At 64.0% G+C, this 21,105-nt stretch carries 17 protein-coding genes and 1 pseudogene; 15 read left to right on the top strand and 3 right to left on the bottom strand.

The genetic code is table 11. The annotated features are described in order from the left end of the window. Positions 1–110: 110 nt before the first annotated feature. The 13 genes from puuE (at position 111) to KVT37_RS07465 (ending at position 14,758) form a co-directional block, all read left to right on the top strand. A complete protein-coding gene (gene puuE / locus KVT37_RS07525) occupies positions 111–1,535 on the top strand; it encodes an allantoinase PuuE (RefSeq protein ID WP_217571237.1) in 1,425 nt (474 codons plus the stop codon). 73 nt (positions 1,536–1,608) lie between these two features. Then, the gene (locus KVT37_RS07520; RefSeq protein WP_217571227.1) at positions 1,609–2,469 is read left to right on the top strand and encodes a bifunctional allantoicase/(S)-ureidoglycine aminohydrolase; all 861 of its coding nucleotides are present in this window, start codon (positions 1,609–1,611) and stop codon (positions 2,467–2,469) included. Continuing rightward, positions 2,466–2,957: an ureidoglycolate lyase gene (locus KVT37_RS07515; protein ID WP_217571225.1), complete on the top strand. Its 492-nt coding sequence runs from the start codon at positions 2,466–2,468 to the stop codon at positions 2,955–2,957. Before KVT37_RS07520 ends, KVT37_RS07515 begins: the two co-directional genes overlap by 4 nt. A gap of 11 nt (positions 2,958–2,968) precedes the next feature. Further along, the gene (locus tag KVT37_RS07510; protein WP_217571223.1) at positions 2,969–3,562 is read left to right on the top strand and encodes a nucleoside deaminase; all 594 of its coding nucleotides are present in this window, start codon (positions 2,969–2,971) and stop codon (positions 3,560–3,562) included. Between the two features lie 71 nt (positions 3,563–3,633). After that, positions 3,634–5,619 (top strand): CocE/NonD family hydrolase, encoded by a 1,986-nt coding sequence (locus KVT37_RS07505; RefSeq protein WP_217571221.1) that lies wholly within the window; start codon positions 3,634–3,636, stop codon positions 5,617–5,619. Between the two features lie 150 nt (positions 5,620–5,769). Next, positions 5,770–7,356, top strand: coding sequence for an ABC transporter substrate-binding protein (locus KVT37_RS07500; RefSeq protein ID WP_217571219.1), 1,587 nt, complete (start codon positions 5,770–5,772; stop codon positions 7,354–7,356). Between the two features lie 17 nt (positions 7,357–7,373). Beyond that, on the top strand, positions 7,374–8,333 hold the full coding sequence (locus KVT37_RS07495) for an ABC transporter permease (RefSeq protein ID WP_217571217.1): 960 nt from the start codon (positions 7,374–7,376) through the stop codon (positions 8,331–8,333). A gap of 12 nt (positions 8,334–8,345) precedes the next feature. Next, complete coding sequence (locus tag KVT37_RS07490) at positions 8,346–9,170, top strand: ABC transporter permease (protein ID WP_217571215.1); 825 nt, start codon at positions 8,346–8,348, stop codon at positions 9,168–9,170. Continuing rightward, on the top strand, positions 9,170–10,825 hold the full coding sequence (locus KVT37_RS07485; RefSeq protein ID WP_217571213.1) for an ABC transporter ATP-binding protein: 1,656 nt from the start codon (positions 9,170–9,172) through the stop codon (positions 10,823–10,825). The genes KVT37_RS07490 and KVT37_RS07485 overlap by 1 nt, the downstream gene beginning before the upstream one ends. Positions 10,826–10,964: 139 nt before the next feature. After that, positions 10,965–11,804, top strand: coding sequence for an alkaline phosphatase family protein (locus KVT37_RS07480; protein ID WP_217571204.1), 840 nt, complete (start codon positions 10,965–10,967; stop codon positions 11,802–11,804). A gap of 275 nt (positions 11,805–12,079) precedes the next feature. Then, positions 12,080–12,646 (top strand): sigma-70 family RNA polymerase sigma factor, encoded by a 567-nt coding sequence (locus tag KVT37_RS07475; protein ID WP_217571202.1) that lies wholly within the window; start codon positions 12,080–12,082, stop codon positions 12,644–12,646. Continuing rightward, the gene (locus tag KVT37_RS07470) at positions 12,643–13,311 is read left to right on the top strand and encodes an anti-sigma factor (RefSeq protein ID WP_217571200.1); all 669 of its coding nucleotides are present in this window, start codon (positions 12,643–12,645) and stop codon (positions 13,309–13,311) included. Before KVT37_RS07475 ends, KVT37_RS07470 begins: the two co-directional genes overlap by 4 nt. Next, entirely contained in the window at positions 13,301–14,758 is a 1,458-nt protein-coding gene (locus KVT37_RS07465) for a S8 family serine peptidase (protein WP_217571198.1), read from the top strand. The genes KVT37_RS07470 and KVT37_RS07465 overlap by 11 nt, the downstream gene beginning before the upstream one ends. A gap of 321 nt (positions 14,759–15,079) precedes the next feature. On the opposite strand, the pseudogene KVT37_RS07460 reads toward KVT37_RS07465, so the two are convergent. The 3 genes and pseudogenes from KVT37_RS07460 to KVT37_RS07450 all read right to left on the bottom strand — a co-directional run bounded on the left by KVT37_RS07460 (position 15,080) and on the right by KVT37_RS07450 (position 18,180). Further along, a pseudogene (locus tag KVT37_RS07460) lies at positions 15,080–16,427 on the bottom strand (NAD(P)/FAD-dependent oxidoreductase). Positions 16,428–16,634: 207 nt separating this feature from the next. Beyond that, positions 16,635–16,922 (bottom strand): hypothetical protein, encoded by a 288-nt coding sequence (locus tag KVT37_RS07455; protein WP_217571196.1) that lies wholly within the window; start codon positions 16,920–16,922, stop codon positions 16,635–16,637. 235 nt (positions 16,923–17,157) lie between these two features. Continuing rightward, a complete protein-coding gene (locus tag KVT37_RS07450) occupies positions 17,158–18,180 on the bottom strand; it encodes a substrate-binding domain-containing protein (RefSeq protein WP_217571194.1) in 1,023 nt (340 codons plus the stop codon). Positions 18,181–18,538: 358 nt separating this feature from the next. On the opposite strand from KVT37_RS07450, the gene KVT37_RS07445 reads away from it, so the two are divergent. Next, a complete protein-coding gene (locus KVT37_RS07445) occupies positions 18,539–19,894 on the top strand; it encodes an ABC transporter substrate-binding protein (protein ID WP_217571192.1) in 1,356 nt (451 codons plus the stop codon). A gap of 196 nt (positions 19,895–20,090) precedes the next feature. Beyond that, entirely contained in the window at positions 20,091–21,104 is a 1,014-nt protein-coding gene (locus KVT37_RS07440) for a carbohydrate ABC transporter permease (RefSeq protein WP_217571190.1), read from the top strand. The last annotated feature ends 1 nt before the right edge of the window (position 21,105 follow it).

Here is a 21,105-nt window from a genome sequence, read left to right as displayed (position 1 = left end):
ATAAGCCCGGGTCGAGCGGAGTGCGGCAAAAAGCACTTTCAAAAATTTTCGGGGGAATGCAGCAGCACTCCTTTCGATATCTTCAACGCAACAATCGGGCAGGAGCGGCAATGCGTTACGAACGGGACATGCGCGGTTACGGGGCCAATCCGCCGGACCCGAAATGGCCGGGCGGCGCGCATGTCGCCGTGCAATTCGTCGTCAATTACGAGGAAGGTGGCGAGAACTGCGTGCTGCATGGCGACAAGGCTTCGGAAGCTTTCCTGTCCGAGATCGTCGGCGCCGCGCCGTGGGTGGGCCAGCGCCACTGGAACATGGAATCGATCTATGAATACGGCGCCCGCGCCGGTTTCTGGCGGCTCCACCGGCTGTTCACGGAAGCTGAGGTGCCGGTGACCTGCTACGGCGTCGCCACCGCGCTGGCCCGCTCGCCCGACCAGGTGACGGCGATGCAGGAGGCCGGCTGGGAGATCGCCTCGCACGGGCTGAAATGGATCGACTATCGCGACCATGCGGCCGAGGACGAGCGGCGCGACCTCGAAGAGACGATCAAGCTGCATTACGAGGTAACCGGCGCGCGCCCGACCGGTTGGTACACTGGCCGCACCTCGGTCAACACGGTGCGGCTGGTCGCCGAGGAAGGCGGCTTCGACTATGTCTCCGACACCTATGACGACGAGCTGCCCTACTGGTTCGACCGCGACGGGCTGGAGAAGCCGCAGCTCGTCATCCCTTATACGCTCGATGCCAACGACATGCGCTTCGCGACGCCACAAGGGTTCAATTCGGGCGACCAGTTCTTCGCCTATCTGAAGGACAGTTTCGACACGCTCTATGCCGAGGGCAAGGCGGGCCGGCCACGCATGATGAATATCGGCCTGCATTGCCGGCTGGTCGGCCGTCCGGGCCGGGTGGCGGCGCTGAAGCGCTTCGTCGACTATGTGAAGTCACACGACAAGGTGTGGCTGACGCGGCGCATCGACATCGCAAAACACTGGCGCGAGACGCATCCCTACGAGGCGCCGGCGCTGCGTCCGTCGCGCATGGAGTTCGAGGAGTTCGTGCATGCCTTCGGCGGTGTGTTCGAGCATTCGCCGTGGATCGCCGAGCGCGCCTACGAACTGGAGCTCGGCCCGGCGCATGACAGCGCCGGCGGCCTGCACAACGCGCTCTGCCGCATCTTCCGCGCGGCGAGCGAAGCCGAGCGGCTTTCCGTGCTCAACGCCCATCCCGATCTTGCCGGCAAGCTGGCCAAAGCGAAGCGCCTGACGCCGGAATCGACCAAGGAGCAGGCCTCCGCCGGGCTCGACGCGCTGACCGACAAGGAGCGCGAGCTGTTCTCGAAACTCAACGCCGCCTATGTCACCACCTTCGGCTTCCCCTTCATCATTGCCGTCAAGGGCAAGACCAAGGACGCAATCCTGGCGGAGTTCGAGGCGCGCATCGGCAACAGCCGCGGCGTCGAGTTGGAAACCGCCTGCAAACAGGTCGAGCGCATCGCGCTGCTCCGCCTGAAAGACATGCTCCCACCCTGATGTTTGTTTTACGCAATTCCGGACGGAAAACCGCTTCACACTTTTCCTGGAATTGCTCTGAGGCCAGGACCCCATGGATATGATCAAGACCGCCGAGCGAACCTATTATGCGCCGCAGGGCGGCCATCCCGGACAGAACGAGCTCTTGACCGGGCGCGCCGTCTTCACTGAGGCCTATGCGGTCATCCCCAAGGGGGTGATGCAGGACATCGTCACCAGCCCGCTGCCGTTCTGGGACAAGACCAGGGCCTGGATCATCGCGCGGCCGCTGTCCGGCTTCGCCGAGACCTTTTCGCAGTACATTGTCGAGGTTCTGCCCGGCGGCGGCAGCGACCGGCCGGAGCTTGACGCCGGCGCCGAGGGCGTTCTGTTCGTCGTCGAGGGCGAGCTCACCGTATCGCTTGCCGGCAAAAAACACCTGCTTGCCGCCGGTGGCTTCGCCTTCCTGCCGCCTTCCAGCGGCTGGACGGTGCGCAACGAAAGCGGCGCCGCCGTCCGTTTCCACTGGATCCGCAAGGCCTATGAGGCCGTCGACGGTCTCGACGTGCCGGAAGCCTTCTTCTCGAGCGACCAGGAGGTGGCGCCGAGCCCGATGCCGGGCACTGAAGGGCGCTGGGCGACGACCCGCTTCGTCGACCCTGCCGACATGCGCCACGACATGCATGTCACCATCGTCACGCTGAAGCCGGGCGCGGTCATCCCCTTCGCCGAGACCCACGTCATGGAGCACGGGCTCTATGTGCTGGAAGGCAAGGCGGTCTACCGCCTCAACCAGGATTGGGTCGAGGTCGAGGCCGGCGACTTCATGTGGCTGCGCGCCTTCTGCCCGCAGGCCTGCTATGCCGGCGGCCCCGGCAATTTCCGCTACCTGCTCTACAAGGACGTCAACCGTCACGCCAGGCTTGGCGGCGCATTTGGGGGTCTGGCGCGGTGAGCCGCATCGTCGCCCGGCCGCTGACGCGTGAAGGTTTCGCGCCGTTCGGCGACGTCATCGACATGGGCGGCGACAATCGCTACCCGATCAATGGCGGCCGAGCGATGCGCTATCACGACCTCGCCACCGCCGAAGCCACCGGACCCAACGCGCGGGTATTGATCTCAATGGTGCGCGGCACGCCCTACGACATGCCGCTGAAGCTCACCATGGTCGAGCGTCATCCACTTGGCAGCCAGGCCTTTATCCCGCTGTCGCCGCGACCTTTTCTGGTCGTCGTTTGCCATGACGCCAAGGACGGGCCGGGCGAGCCGCACGCCTTCATTGCGGGGCCCGGACAAGGCATCAACTACCGCCGCAACCTCTGGCACGGCGTGCTGACGCCGATCGGCGAGGAACAGGATTTCCTGATCGTCGATCGCGGCGGCGACGGCTCCAATCTCGAAGAGTTTTATTTCTCGCATCCCTACGAGATCCACCTTCCCTGAAAGCCTTTCCCATGACCGACGTCTCGCTGATCGACCGCCTGCTCGATGTGATCGAGCACGACATCGTGCCCAAGACGGCGCAAGGCGTTGCCCACGGCAACAAGCTGTTCGGCGCAGCGATCCTGCGGAAAGACGACCGCTCGCTGGTGCTGGCCGAGACCAACAACGAGATGGAAAATCCGCTGTGGCACGGCGAGGTGCACTGCCTGAAGCGTTTTTACGAGATGCCCAAGGCCGAGCGCGTCGACACCAAGGACGCGCTGTTCATCGCCACGCACGAGCCCTGCTCGCTCTGCCTGTCGGCGATCACCTGGACCGGTTTCGACAATTTCTACTACCTCTTCAGCCACGAGGATTCGCGCGACAGTTTTGCCATTCCGCACGACCTGAAGATCCTGAAGGAGGTCTTCACCCTAGACCCTGGCGGCTACAATGCCGAGAACGCCTATTGGAAGAGTTTTTCGATTCGCCGGCTGGTGCGGGCGTTGCCGGAAGCCGAGCGCAAGCGGCTGGAGGCGCGCATAGGGGAAATCTCCGCGCGCTATGACCAGCTCTCAGGCGATTACCAGGCGAGCAAGGCCGACAACGACATTCCGCTGAACTGACGCTTATTGACCAGCCGATTTCGCCGGCTGGCTCATGACGCATCGTTGGCGGTTCCATCATGTGCCCTGCCATGAAAACCGTCACCCAATTCCCTCGAAAAGTCGTCGAAATTCCCGATATGGGCATCGTCATGCCGGATGGCTGCCGGCTGTCGGCGCGTATCTGGATGCCGGAGGACGCAGCCGACAATCCTGTGCCCGCGATCCTCGAACACCTGCCCTACCGCAAGCGCGACGGCACCATCTTCCGCGACCAGCTCACCCATCCCTATTTCGCCGGGCACGGCTACGCCTCGATCCGCGTCGACATGCGCGGAAACGGCGATTCCGAAGGGCTGATGGACGACGAATATTCCGAGCAGGAACTGCAGGACGCCTGCGACGTCATCGCCTGGGCTGCGGCGCAGCCGTGGTGCAACGGCAATGCCGGCATGATGGGCATTTCCTGGGGCGGCTTCAACTGCCTGCAGGTGGCGGCAAAACAGCCGCCGGCGCTGAAGGCGGTGATCAGCCTGTGCTCGACCGTCGACCGCTATGCCGACGACATCCATTACAAGGGCGGCTGCCTGCTGCTCGAAAATTTCGGCTGGGCCTCGACAATGCTGTCCTATTCGTCGCGGCCGCCGGACCCGTTGATCGCCGGCGGCAATCGCTGGCGCGACCTGTGGCTGACCCGTTTGGAGAACCAGCCGTTCCTGGCGCCGCTGTGGCTCAGCCACCAGCATCGCGACGCCTATTGGAAGCGCGGCTCGATCTGCGAGGATTTTTCCGCGGTGAAGGCTGCGGTGCTGTCGATCGGCGGCTGGCATGACGGTTACCGCAACACGATCTCGCACCTCGTCACCAACATCCAGTCGCCGGTCAAAGGCATTGTCGGCCCCTGGATCCACAAATACCCGCATTACGCCGGGCCTCAGCCGGCCATCGGCTTCCTGCAGGAAGCGCTGCGCTGGTGGGACCGCTGGCTGAAGGGCGCTGACACCGGCATCGAGGCCGATCCGGACTACCGCGCCTATGTCATGGACAGCGTGCGGCCGGCGCGCTGGCACCCGGAGCGGCCGGGCCGCTGGGTGGCAGAGCAGGAATGGCCGTCGCCCAATATCAAGGTCGAGGTGATCGAGCTTATTGCCGACGGCGCCAAGCCCTCGATCGTCGCTTCGCCGCAGACCTGCGGCCTTGCCGGCGGCGAGTATTTTCCCTTCACCTTCGGCCCGGAATTGCCGGGCGACCAGCGCCCGGACGATGCGCTGTCGGTGTGCTTCGACCAGCCGGAGCTTACCGAGGCGATCGACATCGTCGGCGCGCCGGAGCTCGAGGTCCGAATTGCCTCCGATCGGCCCCAGGCCAACATCGCGGTGCGTCTCTGCGACGTCCATCCCGACGGCGCCTCGGAGCTGATCTCCTACGGCGTGCTCAATCTGACCCACCGCAACTCGCATGAATTCCCGCAAGCGCTGGTGCCGGGCGAGATGGTTTCGGCACGCGTCGTGCTCGACCAATGCGCCTACCGGGTGCCGGCCGGCCACAAATTGCGCATCGCCGTTTCGACCGCCTACTGGCCGATGATCTGGCCGTCGCCGGAGCCGGTGACGCTCGATGTGTCGACGGCGACGCTGAAGCTGCCGCTGCGGCCGCTGGCAAAGCGTGATGAGGTCTCGTTTCCCGAACCGGAAGGCGCGACGCCCTGGGCGACCGAGACGGTCCGGCCCACCAGTTCGGAACGGCATATCGACCGCGACGAGAAGACCGGCACCGTCACGCTCTCCATAACCGATGATTTCGGCGAGGTCCGCGACCTCGACCATGGGCTCGTCCATGGCAGCATCGTCAGGGAGATATGGGCAATTCGCCCGGACGATCCGCTGTCGGCCAAGGGCAGCACGCACTGGACGCAGACTTTCTTGCGAAATGAGTGGTCGGTGCGGACCGAAACCTTCGCCGAAATGCGCTGCGACGCGCAGAATTTCATTCTCAGCGCCAGAATCGAAGCCTATGAGGCCGAGAATCTCGTTTTTGCACGCGATTTCGAGCGGATAATCCCCCGCGCCCTCGTCTGAGGCGCTGGCAGGATTGGTCCAAATGCGACGCGCCATTTACGCCACGGCATGTCGCATTCGGTCTTGCTTACAGCTTTCCGTTGCGGTCATTATCTCCTCAAGAAGCAAGAAACGACCATAAGGTCGAACAATCCAGAGTGAGGAACCACAATGACCAACGAACTCGACTATCTCAGCCGTCGTGTCGCCGCCGGCAAGCTCAGCCGTCGCGATTTTCTCGGCCGCGCCGCCGCGCTCGGCATCTCCGCTCCGTTCGCCAATTCGCTGCTTTCGAGCGCGGCCCGCGCTGCCGGCCCCGTCAAGGGCGGCACGCTCAAGGCCGGCCTGGTCGGCGGTGAATCCACCAACAGCCTCGACCCGGCGCTGATGATGACGCAGGTGCCGTTCGCCTTCGGCAAATGCTGGGGCGAAATGATCGTCGAGCTGTCGCCCGAGGGCAAGCTCGAGAACCGCATCGCCGAGGAGATCGGCTCCTCGGACGACGCCAAGGTCTGGACGCTGAAGATCCGCGACGGCGTCGAATTCCACAACGGCAAGACGGTGACCGCCGAGGACGTCGCCGCGACGCTTGAGCGTCATTCCGACGAGAAGTCGAAGTCCGGCGCGCTGGGCTACATGAAGGGCATCGACACCATCAAGGCCAACGGCAAGGAAGTGGTGCTGACGCTGAAGGAAGCCAATGCCGACCTTCCTTACCTGCTCAGCGACTACCACCTGATCGTCCAGCCGAATGGCGGCAAGGACAAGCCCGACGCCGGCATCAGCGCCGGCCCCTACAAGGTCAAGGTCAACGAGCCTGGAGTGCGCCATGTCGGCGAACGCTTCGCCAATTACTGGCAGGGCGACAAGATGGGCCATGCCGACCAGATCGAAGTCGTCGTCATCAACGACGCGACGGCGCGCACGGCGGCCCTGCAGGGCGGCCAGGTCAACATGATCAACCGCGTCGAGCCGAAGATCGTCGACCTGATCAAGCGCGTGAAGGGCGTCACCATCCGCAACCATTCCGGTCCCGGCCACTACGTGTTCATCATGCATTGCAACACGGCGCCGTTCGACAACAACGACCTCAGGATGGCGTTGAAGCTGGCGATCGACCGCGAGGAGATGCTGAACAAGGTGCTGCGCGGCTACGGCTCGCTCGGCAACGACTTCCCGATCAACGCCTCCTACCCGCTGTTCACCGAGATCGAGCAGCGCAAGTACGATCCGGACAAGGCCAAGTTCCACTACAAGAAGTCGGGCCATGACGGCTCGATCCTGCTCAGGACCTCGGACGTCGCCTTCCCCGGCGCCGTGGACGCGGCCCAGCTCTACCAGCAGAGCGCTGCCAAGGCCGGCATCAAGCTCGAGATCAAGCGCGAGCCTGGCGACGGCTACTGGAACGAGGTGTGGAACAAGCAGCCCTTCTGCGCTTCCTATTGGGGCGGCCGCTCGACCCAGGACCAGATGTACTCGACCGCTTACCTGTCGTCGGCCGACTGGAACGACACGCGCTTCAAGCGTCCGGACTTCGACAAGATGGTGCTGGCGGCGCGCGCCGAGCTCGACGAAGCCAAGCGCAAGGCGATGTACCACGACATGGCCGTCATGGTGCGCGACGAAGGCGGCCTGATCCTGCCGATGTTCAACCAGTTCATCGACGCGACAGGTCCCAAGGTCGGTGGCTGGGTTGACGATCCGCATCAGGAGCTTTGCAACGGCTACGCCCTGGCGAAGTGCTGGCTGGAAGCCTAAGGTCCGGCCTTGCGGAGATGTCCTCACCCATCGTGAAACTGGTGGCCCAGCGCATTGCGCTGGGCATCCTCCTTCTGTTGGCCGTTTCGGTCCTGATCTTCGCCGGTACGCAGATCCTGCCCGGCGACGTCGCGCAAGCCATTCTCGGACAATCGGCGACGCCTGAGTCGCTCGCCAATCTGCGCGAGCAGCTCGGGCTCAACCAGCCTGCCTATATCCGTTATTTCCACTGGCTGGGCGGCGTGCTGACCGGTGATCTCGGCACCGCCATGTCGAGCGGGCAGGACATCGCGACATCGATCAAGGAACGGCTGTGGAACACGCTGTTCCTGGCTTTCTGGGCTGCCATCGTGGCGATCCCGCTGGCGATCACGCTTGGGTTGATCGCGGTGCGCTACCGCAATGGCTGGGTCGACAAGCTGATCTCCGGCGTCGCGCTCGCCTCGACCTCCTTCCCGGAGTTCTTCATCGGCTATCTGCTGGTCTTCTACTTCGCGGTCGAGCACCAGTGGTTCCCCGCCATCTCCACCGTCTATGAAGGAATGTCCCTTGGTGAGCGCCTGCAGGCGATCGCGCTGCCGGCGGCGGCGCTGACGCTGGTGGTGCTCGCCCACATGATGCGCATGACACGCGCGGCGATCCTCAACGTCATGCAGTCGGCCTATGTCGAGACGGCGGAGCTCAAGGGCCTTTCGGCCTTCGCCGTCATTCGCAAGCATGCGTTCCCGAACGCGATCGCGCCGATCATCAACGTCGTCATGCTCAACCTTGCCTATCTCGTGGTCGGCGTCGTCGTGGTCGAGGTGATCTTCGTCTATCCGGGCATGGGGCAGTATCTCGTCGACCATGTCACCAAGCGCGACGTGCCGGTGGTGCAGGCCGTCGGCCTGATCTTCGCCGCCGTCTATATCAGCCTCAACATCATCGCGGACATTGCGGCGATCGTCGCCAATCCGCGGCTCAGGCATCCGAAATAGGGGGCGGCGGATATGCTCGATATCAGACGCATCCCCATCGCAGCGCTGATCGGCCTGGTGCTGACGACGCTGTTCGTGCTGATGGCCGTCTTCGCGCCCTTGATCGCGCCGCACGGCAATGCCGAGATCGTCGGCGACGTCTGGGAGCCGATGTCGGCGGCCCATTGGCTGGGCACCGACAATCTCGGCCGCGACCTGCTGTCGCGTATGATCTACGGCGCCCGCATCACGCTGTTCATCGCGGTGCTGGCGACGGCGCTGTCCTTCTCGCTGGGCGCCATTCTCGGCTTCTCGGCGGCGGTGTTCGGCGGCTGGTATGACACGCTGCTCTCGCGCCTTGTCGACCTTCTGATGTCGATCCCTACTCTGATCATGGGTCTGGTCGTGCTTTCGGTGCTGCCGTCCAACCTGATCACGCTGATCCTGGTGATGGGCATCCTCGATTCGACCCGCGTCTATCGCCTGTCGCGCGCGGTCGCCGTCGACATCAACGTCATGGATTATGTCGAGGCGGCAAAGCTGCGCGGCGAAGGCAGCGGCTGGATCATCTTCCGCGAGATCCTGCCCAACGCGCTGTCGCCGCTGGTCTCGGAACTCGGCCTGCGCTTCATCTATGCGGTGCTGTTCCTGTCGACGCTGTCCTTCCTCGGCCTCGGCGTGCAGCCGCCAGACGCCGACTGGGGCGGCATGGTGAAGGAGAACAAGGACGGCATCGTGTTCGGCATTCCGGCGGCGCTCATCCCGGCCGCGGCGATCGCAGCACTTGCGATCTCGGTCAATCTCGTCGCCGACTGGGTGCTCAACCGCACGACCAGCCTGAAGGGAGGGCGCGGCTGATGGCTGACGGCAAAGCAAAGTCGGGCCTGCTCCTCGACATCCGCAACCTGCGCATCGAGGCGACGGTCTACCCGCCGGGCGAAGCGCCGAAGACGATCACGCTCGTGCATGACGTCTCGCTGACGCTGGAAAAGGGCAAGGTGCTCGGCCTGATCGGCGAGTCCGGCGCCGGCAAGTCGACCATCGGCCTGTCGTCGATGGGCTATGGCCGCGGCGGTGTGCGCATCACCGGCGGCGAGGTCATCCTCAACGGCCGCGACATATTGAAGGGCGGCAAGGAAGGTTTTCGCAAATTGCGCGGCCGCGAGGTCTGCTATGTCGCGCAGTCGGCGGCCGCCGCCTTCAATCCGGCGCACCGGCTGATGGACCAGGTGGTGGAGGCCTCGCTGCTGCACGGCACGGCGACCAGGGCAGAAGCGGAGAAACGCGCCGTCGCGCTGTTCAGGAAGCTCAGCCTGCCCAACCCCGAAACCATCGGCGAGCGGTTCCCGCACCAGGTCTCCGGCGGCCAGCTGCAGCGCGTGATGACGGCGATGGCGCTGTGCTCGGAGCCCGACCTGATCGTCTTCGACGAGCCGACCACGGCGCTCGACGTGACGACGCAGATTGACGTGCTGGCGGCGATCAAGGACGCCATCCGCGACACGCATGTGGCGGCTTTGTACATCACCCACGACCTCGCCGTCGTCGCCCAGGTGTCGGACGAGATCATGGTGCTGCGCCACGGCCGGCTGGTCGAATGGGGCGGCACCAGGCAGATCATCAAGGAACCGCGCCAGGAATACACCAATGCGCTGGTTTCGGTGCATGAGATCGAGCACAAGGAGCAGCAGCCAGGTACGACGCCGATGCTGTCGGTGAAGAATGTGACGGCCGCCTATGGCGGCGGCCACGTCAAGGTGCTGAAGAACGTCTCGGTCGACATCTTTCCCGGACAGACGCTGGCCGTGGTTGGCGAGAGCGGCTCCGGCAAGTCGACGCTGGCGCGCGCCATCACCGGCCTGTTGCCGCCCGAGCAGGGCAGTGTCGTGTTCGACGGCCGCACGCTCGGCAACAAGCTTTCCGACCGGCCCAAGGAAGATTTGCAGCAATTGCAGATGATCTACCAGATGGCCGACGTGGCGATGAATCCGCGCCAGACGGTCGGCACCATCATCGGCCGGCCGCTGGAATTCTATTTCGGCATGAAGGGCCGCGAGCGCGACAAACGCGTCAACGAGCTGCTCGACGAGATCGAGATGGGCAAGGGTTTTATCGACCGCTACCCGGCCGAGCTTTCCGGCGGCCAGAAACAGCGCGTCTGCATCGCCCGCTCGCTTGCCGCCAAGCCGAAGCTGATCATCTGCGACGAGGTGACCTCGGCGCTCGATCCGCTGGTCGCCAACGGCATTCTCAAGCTGCTCTTGAACCTGCAGCAGGTCGAGAAGGTCGCCTACCTCTTCATCACCCACGACCTGGCCACGGTGAAGTCGATCGCCGATTCCATCGCGGTGATGTATCGCGGCGAGGTGGTGCGCTACGGCTCGAAGAGCAAAGTGCTGACGCCGCCTTTCGACGCCTATACGGACCTGCTGTTGTCCTCGGTCCCCGAAATGGAGATCGGCTGGCTGGAGAAGGCCATCGCCGGCCGGCGCATGGAGAGCGCCGGCAACTAGCGGCCAGAGCAATTGCGGACGGCTCCGCCCGCGCTCGGCGAGTGCTGGCTGAACGCCCGATATCAGGCTAGTGCTTACAAGCGCCGCGTGTCCGTGCAACACGCGGCGCTTCTGTTTCGGACAACCTCAGGGAACCGCCGTGGCGCTCAAATCCAAACTGCTGCTCATTGTCCTCGACGGCGTGCCCTACCGCAACTGGCGCCGGCTGATGGGCAATCTCGAAGGCTGGGCGCAGTCCGGCGAGGCGCAGGTGTGGAAGATGCGTTCCGTGCTGCCGTCGACATCGGCCTGCTGCTATGCCTCGATCCACACCGGTGTTTCGCCGCAGGTGCATGGCATTCTTTCCAACGAGAACCGCTTTCGCGTCACCCAGCCGGACATTTTTTCCGAAGTCAGCAACGCCGGCGGCAAGACGGGCGCGGTGACCCATTCCTACTGGTCTGAATTCTTCCGCAGCTTTCCGTTCGACCTTGTCGAGGATCTGGAGTTCGACGAGCCAAGCGGGCCGATCACACATGGCCGCTTCCACAGCATGACCGGCTACAATCTCAAGAACCAGATGACGCCGAGCGACGTCGACCTGTTCGCGACGCTGACCATGCTGACCAAACGCCATGGCATCGATTACGGCATCCTGCACACCTGCACGCTGGATTCGATTGGCCATCGCTTCGGCCATGACTGCATCGAGATGGACCATGCCTGCTATGCGATGGATGGCATGCTGGCCGCCTTCCTGCCGAAATGGCGTGAAGCCGGCTACGAGGTGATCGTCACCGCCGACCACGGCCAGACGGATCGCGGCCACCATGGCGGCCATGACGACGAGATGCAGGATTTCGCGCTCTATTATTTCGGGCCTGCTAAGGGACCTGAGGGTGATACGCTGCTCGACCAATTGCAGCTCGCGCCGACGGTGCTGAGCCGGCTCGGGGTTGAGATACCGGCGACGATGACGGCGAAGGTGTTTTTGAAGTGAGGCGCCCCCTTCTCCCCTTGTGGGAGAAGGTGTCGCCGAAGGCGACGGATGAGGGGTGTTCCAGGGAAAGCCGACGTCTCACTCCGCTGGAACACCCCTCATCCGTCTCGGCGCTGCGCGCCGATCCACCTTCCCCCACAAGGGGGGAAGGAACAGCGCCCCTACTGGCAACCTCCCCGCTCTTCGGTTAGCCTCCAAAGAATCCTTGGCGGAGGGTGAACCTTTTTGGACCGATCAGCGACAGAGCTTCGAGGAGCCAGGCGGCTCGACCGGCCATGAACGCGGCGACGGAAACCGATCGCGCGCTTGTAGACCGGGTCGCGAAGGGCGACCGGGCCGCCGTTCGGCTCCTGTTCATGCGTCACCACGCGCGGATCTACCGCTTCGTGGCGCGCCAGACGGGATCGGAAATGATGGCCGACGATATCGCAAACGAGGTCTTCCTGGAGCTGTGGAAACAGGCGCCCAGCTTCGAGGGGCGCTCCGAAGTTTCCACGTGGCTGCTCGGCATCGCCCGCTTCAAGGCGCTGTCCATGCTGCGCAAGAAGAAGGAAGACTGGATCGACGACGACGACGCGGCGCAAGTTCCTGACAGCGCCGACACGCCGGAAGTCGTCACCATGAAGGAGGACAAGGCCGCCGCCTTGCGCCGCTTTGTCGACGCCTTGCCGGAAGAACACCGCACGGTGATCGACCTGGCCTACTATCATGGACAGTCGGTGACCGAGATCGGCGAGGTGCTCGACATTCCGGTCGCGACCGTCAAGACCAGGATGTTCTACGCCCGCAAGAAACTCGGCGAGGCGCTCAAAGCCGCCGGCTACGACAGGGGGTGGCCATGAGCGCCGCTGAAAAGATGTCGCGCCGCGACGAGATGGAAACGCTGCTGCCGTTCTATTTGAACGGCTCGCTGGAAGGCGCCGAGCTGGAGGCCGTCGAGGAATGGCTGGCCACCGATCCCGCGGCGCTGGCAGCGCTTGGCGAAGCGGAAGCCGAATTCTCCGGCACCGCCGCCGCCAACGAGGCGATCCGGCCGCCGGCCGATGCGCTGTCGCGCTTCGCCAGGGCGCTCGACGCCCAGGCGGGTCCGGCGCGCGCGCCAACCGGCCAATCCTGGCTTGCCAGCCTGTTCGGCCGGGTGACGGCCATGCCGGCCGGCGTGGCCTGGGCGGCTGCCGCTGCACTGCTTGCCCTGGTGCTGGTACAGTCCTTCGAACGGCCGAGCGGCAAGGGCAACGACTTTGAGGTGGCCGGGGCCCAGGACGATCTGGCGAAGCTGCCTTTCGCCTTGGTCAAGTTCAAGCAGGACGCCAGGATGGCCGACATCGCCGCCTTCCTCGGTCAGAACGGGTTGAAGATCGCCGGCGGACCGACCGCCGATGGCGTCTTCCACCTGACGATCCCGGCTGAAACCTCGGCCGACTACGACAGGATCGTCGGCCTTATTGCCGCCCAGCCTTTCGCCGATGCTGTGATCCAGGGAAGGAAACCGGTCGATGGCGGCTAAGGCGGTCATTTTACACGCGGCAATCCTCGCGGCGGCGGCCTTTGCCGCCGTGCCTGCGTTTGCACAGACCAACGATCCGGGCCTGAGCCAAACGCAGGTCGACTGCCTGAACCGCACGACGGTGGCGGGCGCCGGCTGCGACAAGGACGGCGGCGCAAAGAACAACAATGGCGCGCCGGGCAACGGCACGGCCGCGGCCGGCGCGGTGTTCCTGCCGGCGCTGATCGTCGATCTGTTCCCGAACCCGCCGGCGGGCGCTGCCCCGCAAACGCCCGCGCCGTCTGGCGGAACATCCTCATCGAACGGCCCGACCAACACGCCAGCACCCCCGCCAACACCGAGCGGTCCGGTCACGGTGCCACAAGGCCTCAACCTGGCCGAGCCACCGCGCGCGATCACCGGCGAATTCGTGCCCGACGAGGTGCTGGTGACGGTCGAGGGCGATGCCGGCGTCGTGCAGCAGATCGCGACCTCCTTCGGCCTGCAGGTGCGCTCGCAGCGCCAGTCGCGGCTGCTCGGCACCACGCTGGTGCGCTTCGGCATCACCGACGGGCGTCCGGTCGGCGTCGTGCTGGCGCAGCTTGCCGCCGACGGCCGCACGCAGCGGCGCGAACCCAACCATATCTACACGCTGCAGCAGGCCGCCGGCATCGTGAATTACGCCTTCGACCGCATCGCGCTCGATTCGAAGCAGGCGAGCGGCGAGAATGTGCGCGTCGCCGTCATCGACACCGGCATCGACGACACCAACCCGGCGCTGAAAGGCGTCATCGCCGCGCAATATGACGCCATGCCCAACGTGCCGATCGAGAAGCGCGACCACGGCACCTCGGTCGACGGGCTGATCGCCGGCGTCGGCCAGTTGGAAGGCATGGCGCCGGGCGCGAAAATCTATCACGCGCGCGCCTTCGAAGGCGGCAAGTCGACCATGGACGTCATCCTGTCGGCGCTCGACTGGGCGGCGGAACAGGACGTGCGCATCATCAATATGAGCTTCGTCGGGCCGAAGAACGACCTGCTCGGCACCGCCTGCCGCAATGCGCGGGCGATGGGCATGGTGCTGGTCGCGGCCGCCGGCAACAACGGACCGAAGGCGCCCTATGGCTACCCGGCCGCTTTCGACGGCGTCATTGCCGTCACCGCCACCGACGCCAAGGACGGCTTGATGCCGCAGGCCAATCGCGGCGCCTATGTCTTCATCTCGGCGCCGGGCGTCGAAATGCTGGCGCCGAGCGGCGCCGGCTCGGACGTGGTGACCGGAACGTCCTTTGCCGCCGCGATCGTCAGCGGCGCCATCGCCAACCTGATCCACGCCGCGCCCGACCGCTCGGCCGACGACATCGAGAAAGCGCTGGCCGCAACGGCCAAGGATCTTGGGCCGAAAGGGCGGGACAATGATTTCGGCTATGGGCTGATCGACACGAAGGCGGCGGAAGCGGCGAAGTAGTCGCCGCTCATATCTGTTATGTTGGCGGGACAGCACCCCCCTCTGGCCTGCCGGCCATCTCCCCCGCAAGGGGGGAGATCAGCAGCTTCAGCGCCGGCCCCACTCTTCGACGCCGATGATTGGCGAAAGCGGTGGCGGCGCCCAATCTCCCCCCTTGCGGGGGAGATGTCCGGCAGGACAGAGGGGGTGTGACAGAACTCGACCTATCTCATCTGTCGGAACATGATCCCTACCACCCCCGGCACCCCCAACAGATCCGCGCAATGAAGTAAGGGCCAGGCTAGCCAAATAGAACTCCAAGTTGGATTTGGCACGACCAATTCAAAGGGCCGGACCCAACCGTACCGGGCTTCCATCATAGAAGCGCGATAGCCGGAAGCGGCTGAGATCGTGCCCGGGATCGTTTCCCTGGATCATGTCGGAGACGACGCGGCCTATGCCAGGCCCGATGCCGAACCCGTGGCCGCTCATTCCCGTCGCGACGAAAAGACCGCCGACCGCCTGCACCCGATCCACGACGGGGACGACGTCGGGCATGGCATCGATCATGCCGCCCCAGCCGACCTTCAGGCGAGCTTGCTCGAACTGTGGAAACAGCTGCTTGAAATTGCGCTCGATCGAACGCAGCCGCGCCGGTTGAGGGGCCGGGTCGAGCACCCGCATTCTTTCGAAAGGACTTTGGGAATCCGGCGCCCAATCGCGCGGCGTCGACCAGCCATCCGGGTAGCCTGACGGAGCGAACGGGAAATAGCGTGCTCCGAACGGATCGTTCCTGAGGGCGGGAATATATTTGGTGGCGTGCCGGAATGCGTCGGGCCCCAGGTAAAGCAAGTGGCTGCCGCCTCCTGCGAGCGTGTAGCCGCCATCCTGTCTGCGCCTGAAGGCGATGTGATCGTCGGCGGCCGCGCCTGCATGGATTTCAGGCAGGGGCTCCGTTGCGGCCACGGTTACGCGGACGCTGAGCTGGGGGATGGATACGCCGTGTCTTTTCAAGGAACAGGGACGACCAGGCGCCGCCCGCGACCAGTACGGTGGAGGTCTGGATATATCCCGCCTCGGTCCACACGCCCTTGATCCTGCCGGCCGCGATGTCGAGGGTTCGCGCCGCGCAGTTCTCCACGATCCTGGCGCCTTTTCGCACGGCAAGCCGGGCAAGCGCTGGCACCGCCAACCAAGGTTCCGCACGCATATCGGAGGGCGTCGTCATCGCGCCTTTGAACCTGCGCGACATGCCGCTGATGAGTTTCGCGGTCTCGTCCGCGTCAAGCAAGCGCGTGTCGAGGTCATGTGCCGCGGCGATCTTCATGAAGGTTTCGAAGCCGGCCATGTCCTTGTCGGCGTTGGCCAGATAGGTCACACCTGTCTGGGTGAGCCCGATGTCTTCGCCGCATTCCTCGGCCAGTTGCCGCCACAGGCGGATGGCCTCGATGACGATCGGCAGTTCATCCGCGTCCCGTCCCTGCTTTCTGATCCAGCCCCAGTTTCGCGAGGACTGCTCGGCCGCGACACGGCCTTTTTCCAGCAGCGTCACCGGAATGTTGCGCATCGCAAGGAAAAGCGCCGTCGTCACGCCGATGACACCGCCACCGACAATCACCACCCCCGAAGTCTTCGGCGGCTGGCCTGGATGTTGGATCGGATCCGTTTCGGAGAACGGGAATGTGGGCAAAAGGCGCACCCTGAAGGACTGGTTGACGACTCTGACTTACCCGTTGCCACCTTCCAAAATCAGGAGCAGGTGCAGGCCGACCGTTGTCCCACGAGAGTTGATGCAGCCCATGAAGGAGGCGGTCGGTGAAGCCGTTGGATCCTGCCCCCTATATCGGCGCCTCTGCCACCGTTGGAAGCCCAGCTTCACCAACGGCCGTAGTTGGCTCTATGCACCCTTCACGATTCTCGGCTTGGTCGGCCGGCGGGATTGAACCGCGCCCTCGAGAACCAAGGCCAACCGCTTCTCGTCTTCGATGGCGCGATCGACCGCCTCAATTTGCTCTTGAAGCGCCTTCAGTTGCGCGCCGTAGCTGGAGCCATCGCTCTCCCCGATCTGAAAGCCACTTGCCCGCATCGCGTCGCGAGTGTGGTGCACATTGCGGACGCCTTCGCGTCGAGTCGCGACCAGGATTTCCCTGAACTCTCCAAGACGTTCAACGTGAGTGCGGGTCATTGCGTCCTCCTATTTCGTCATCGTCGCCGGCGGCGTGAACGGCCAACTTCTGGCGCAGAAGGGTTGAAGACTAAGGAGATACTCTCGATAAAGCATGAGTGCGGAAGCTCAAATTTGAACGTCTTACAATAAGGTGGGGCGCGGCAGGCGGAAATTGGCTTAGGTTGGGACCGATCCATCGCGCACTTATCTTTTAAGCCGAGCGCGCCTGCGGCTCGGCTGGTGAGTCTGATCCCTATGCCGGCGCGCCGGCGACCGACCCGCGCACCACCAGATCGACCGGCCAGACCTCGCCGCGCGCGCCCTCTTCCAATCCCGAAATCCGCGCCGCCAAGCGCTCGGCCACGCGCGCGCCGGCAAGGCGGATCGAGGAGCGCGTCGTCGACAGCGGCACCGGGAAATTCTCCGGGCGCAGCCAGGGAAAGACGTCGTCATGCGCGACCAGCGACAGGTCGCCGGGGATGGTCAGGCCGAGGTCGCGCACCGCGCGCACGACGCCCAGCGCCATGATCAGACTGGAGCAGGCGATCGCCGTCGGCGGCTCGCTGTCCTCCAGCAGGCGGCGGGCGGCGCGGTAGCCGTTCTCCTCGGTCATGGTGAGCGAGCAGACATGGCGCTCGCCAAGCATCAGCCCGCTCGTAGCGAGCGCGCGGCGCATGCCACGCTCGCGGTGGATGGCGAAGGTTTCGCGATCGTTGCCGTTGATCAGCGCCAGGCGCTTGTGGCCGAGCTGGACGAGCAGCCGTCCCGCTTCATGGAAGGCGCCCTCATTGTCGATGTCGAGATAGGGATAGTCGAAATCGAAGCCTTCGCTGCGGCCGTGGACGATGAAAGGGATGCCCAATTTGTTGACCAGCGCCAGCCGCTTGTCCGCCGGCCGCGGCGCGGAGAGGTAAACGGCATCCACCTGCCGGTTGGCGACGATACGCCGGTAGGTCGTCTCCTCGTCACCGGCATCGGCGGGCGACAGCACCAGGTCGAGTTCGTGCGAACGGGCGTAATCGCCGAGGCCGGAGAGGAATTCGACGAAATGCGGATCGATGTCGACGGATGCACCGGTCGGCAGCACATAGCCGATCATGCCGGACTTGCCGGTGGCGAGGCGCCTCGCGCTCGGGTTCGGCCGGTAGCCATGGCGCTTGGCGGCGTCCACCACCCGCCGCCGGGTTTCCTCGCTGACCTCGGGGTAGCCGTTCAACGCGCGGCTGACCGTGGTCTGCGAAAGCGACAGCATGTGCGACAGTTGCTTGAGGTTCATCGGAGGCCTCCAGCCTCAAAGCGCTTTCAATTTTAATCGATCCGATGATGGCTGGCGCAATCGCCAGACGAGATGACCTTAGAGGCGCATCGACCGTGTTTGAAGCCAAAATTGCTGCTGCAGTGCCAAAAAAACTTGCTGCATTGCACGTTCTTGCAGGTATTCCGGCGCTTTTAAATCGATTAGCTACATGAGCCTCTTGACTTCACGACAATTCAATGGCGAGATCAAGTCAGCCAAAGCGCTTTGGAACGCTCATCGAAAGGTTGCGGTTGCCTTCTTGCTGAGTCACAGTTCCGTGGGCGTCGGCGGACGAGATGGAGGTTTCGTCCGGATTTTCACCACTGGGAGGAATGCGATGAAGAAGATGCTTCTCTTGGGTGCCGCGCTCGCCGCGCTCACCCTTGGCCTGCCGGCACATGCCGAACTGAAATTCAAGCCGGGCGAAGATTCGAAGTTTCACTGGGCGAATTACGACGACCTCAAGAAGGTCGACCTCAAGGGCGAAACGCTGACCATCTTCGGTCCGTGGCGCGGCGAGGATGAGACGCTCGTCCGTTCGGTGCTCGACTATTTCTCCGAGGCGACCGGGGCTGAGGTCAAATACTCCTCGTCCGAGAATTATGAGCAGCAGATCGTCATCGACACACAGGCCGGCAGCCCGCCCAACATCGCCGTCCTGCCGCAGCCGGGCCTGATCCAGGATCTCGCTTCCAAGGGTGTGCTGACCCCGCTGGGCGACGACGTCGCCGCCTGGATCAAGGAGAATTATGCCGCGGGCGACTCCTGGGCCAAGCTCGGCACCTATACTGGCAAGGACGGCAAGCCGGGCTTCTATGCCTTCCCCTACAAGATCGACGTGAAGGGTCTGGTCTGGTACTCGCCGGATAATTTCGAGGAGGCCGGCTACAAGGTTCCAAAGACCCAGGAGGAACTCGCCGACCTCGAGAAGAAGATCATCGCCGACGGCGGCAAGCCATGGTGCATCGGGTTGGGCTCGGGCGGCGCCACCGGCTGGCCGGCGACCGACTGGGTCGAGGACATCATGCTGCGCACGCAGCCGCCGGAAGTCTACGACAAGTGGACGAAGAACGAGATTCCGTTCACCGATCCGGCCGTGGTCAACGCCCTCGACATCTTCGGCAAGATCGCAACCGACGACAAGATGGTCGATGGCGGCGCCAAGGCCGTCGCGGCGACCGACTTCCGCGACAGCCCGAAGGGCCTCTTCACCGTTCCGCCCAAGTGCTACATGCACCATCAGGCATCGTTCATTCCTTCCTTCTTCCCGGAGAACGTGAAGCTCGGCCAGGATGCGGACTTCTTCCCCTATCCGCCCTACGCCTCCAAGCCGGAACTGGGCACGCCGCTGGAAGTGGCCGGAACGCTGGTGATGATCACCAAGGACTCCAAGGCTTCGCGTGAATTCATCAAGTTCCTGCAGATGCCGCTCGCGCATGAATTGTGGATGGCGCAGAAGAGCTTCGTCACCCCCTTCAAGGCCGCCAACAAGGATGCCTATGGCAGCGATGCGCTGAAGAAGCAGGGCGAGATCCTGGTCGGAGCCACCACGGTGCGCTTCGACGGCTCGGACCTGATGCCCGGCAAGGTCGGCGCGGGCTCCTTCTGGACCGGCATGATCGACCTGGTCGGCGGCAAGTCGGCCCAGGATGTCGCCGCCGACATCCAGAAGAGCTGGGATGCCATCAAGTAGGCAGCCGGCAAACAGGCCGCCGCGCGCGGCGGTCTGAAATCCTCCTCATCCTCCACCTGGATCCGGGCTACGGCCCGGGTCCGACCGGCAGCGCACGCCGGAAGCCTTCGCGTCTCGATTGTTCCGAATAACTCATGAAGTCGGTGCATGCGGCCGCCAGCATTGCCTGGCCGGTCATGCGCAGGGAGAGGGACCCATGGCGGCTCAGATTTTCTCGGCCATATTCGTCATCATCATCGGCGTCGGCGGCTGTGTCGCCTATTTCTGGGGCGCCAACAAACTGCTCGATCTCATCTTCCCGTCGCGCGGCGTCTCCGGCAGCGCCGCCGTCGACAATCTGCGCCGGCAAGGGCTGGTGCGGCCGTGGCTGTTCGTCGGCCCGGCGATGATCATCCTGACCATCTATCTGATCTATCCGGTGATCGAGACGCTGCGGCTCTCCTTCCTCGACCGCGGCGGCGAGCATTTCGTCGGCTTCGCCAACTACCAATGGGCGTTGGGCGACCATGATTTCCGCAACTCGATCTTCAACAACATCCTGTGGCTGGCCGTCGTGCCGGCGGCCTGCACCTTCCTCGGCCTGATCATCGCCGTGCTCACCGACAAGATCTGGTGGGGCACGATCGCCAAGAGCCTGATCTTCCTGCCGCTGGCGATCTCCTTCGTCGGCGCCAGCGTGATCTGGAAATTCATCTACGAGTATCGCGGCGAGGGCCAGGTGCAGATCGGCCTGCTCAACGCCATCATCCAGTATTTCGGCGGCCAGCCGCAGGTGTGGATCTCGCTGCCGCTCTGGAACAACTTTTTCCTGATGATCATCCTGATCTGGATCCAGACCGGCTTTGCCATGGTGATCCTGTCGTCGGCGCTGCGCGGCATTCCGGAAGAGACGCTGGAAGCGGCCGTGATCGACGGCGCCAACCCGTTCCAGATCTTCTGGAAGATCATGGTGCCGCAGATCTGGGGCACGATCGCGGTCGTCTGGACCACCATCACCATCCTGGTGCTGAAAGTGTTCGACATCGTGCTGACCATGACCAACGGCCAGTGGAACAGCCAGGTGCTGGCCAATCTGATGTTCGACTGGATGTTCCGCGGCGGCGGCGATTTCGGCCGCGGCGCCACGATCGCCATCATCATCATGATCGCGGTCATTCCGATCATGGTCTGGAACATCCGCCAGGCCAACAAAGAGACGGGAGGGCATTGAG

The sequence above is a fragment of the Mesorhizobium sp. GbtcB19 genome, assembly GCF_019091085.1.
Lineage (GTDB): Bacteria > Pseudomonadota > Alphaproteobacteria > Rhizobiales > Rhizobiaceae > Mesorhizobium.
This window is presented reverse-complemented; position numbering and strand designations above follow the sequence as displayed.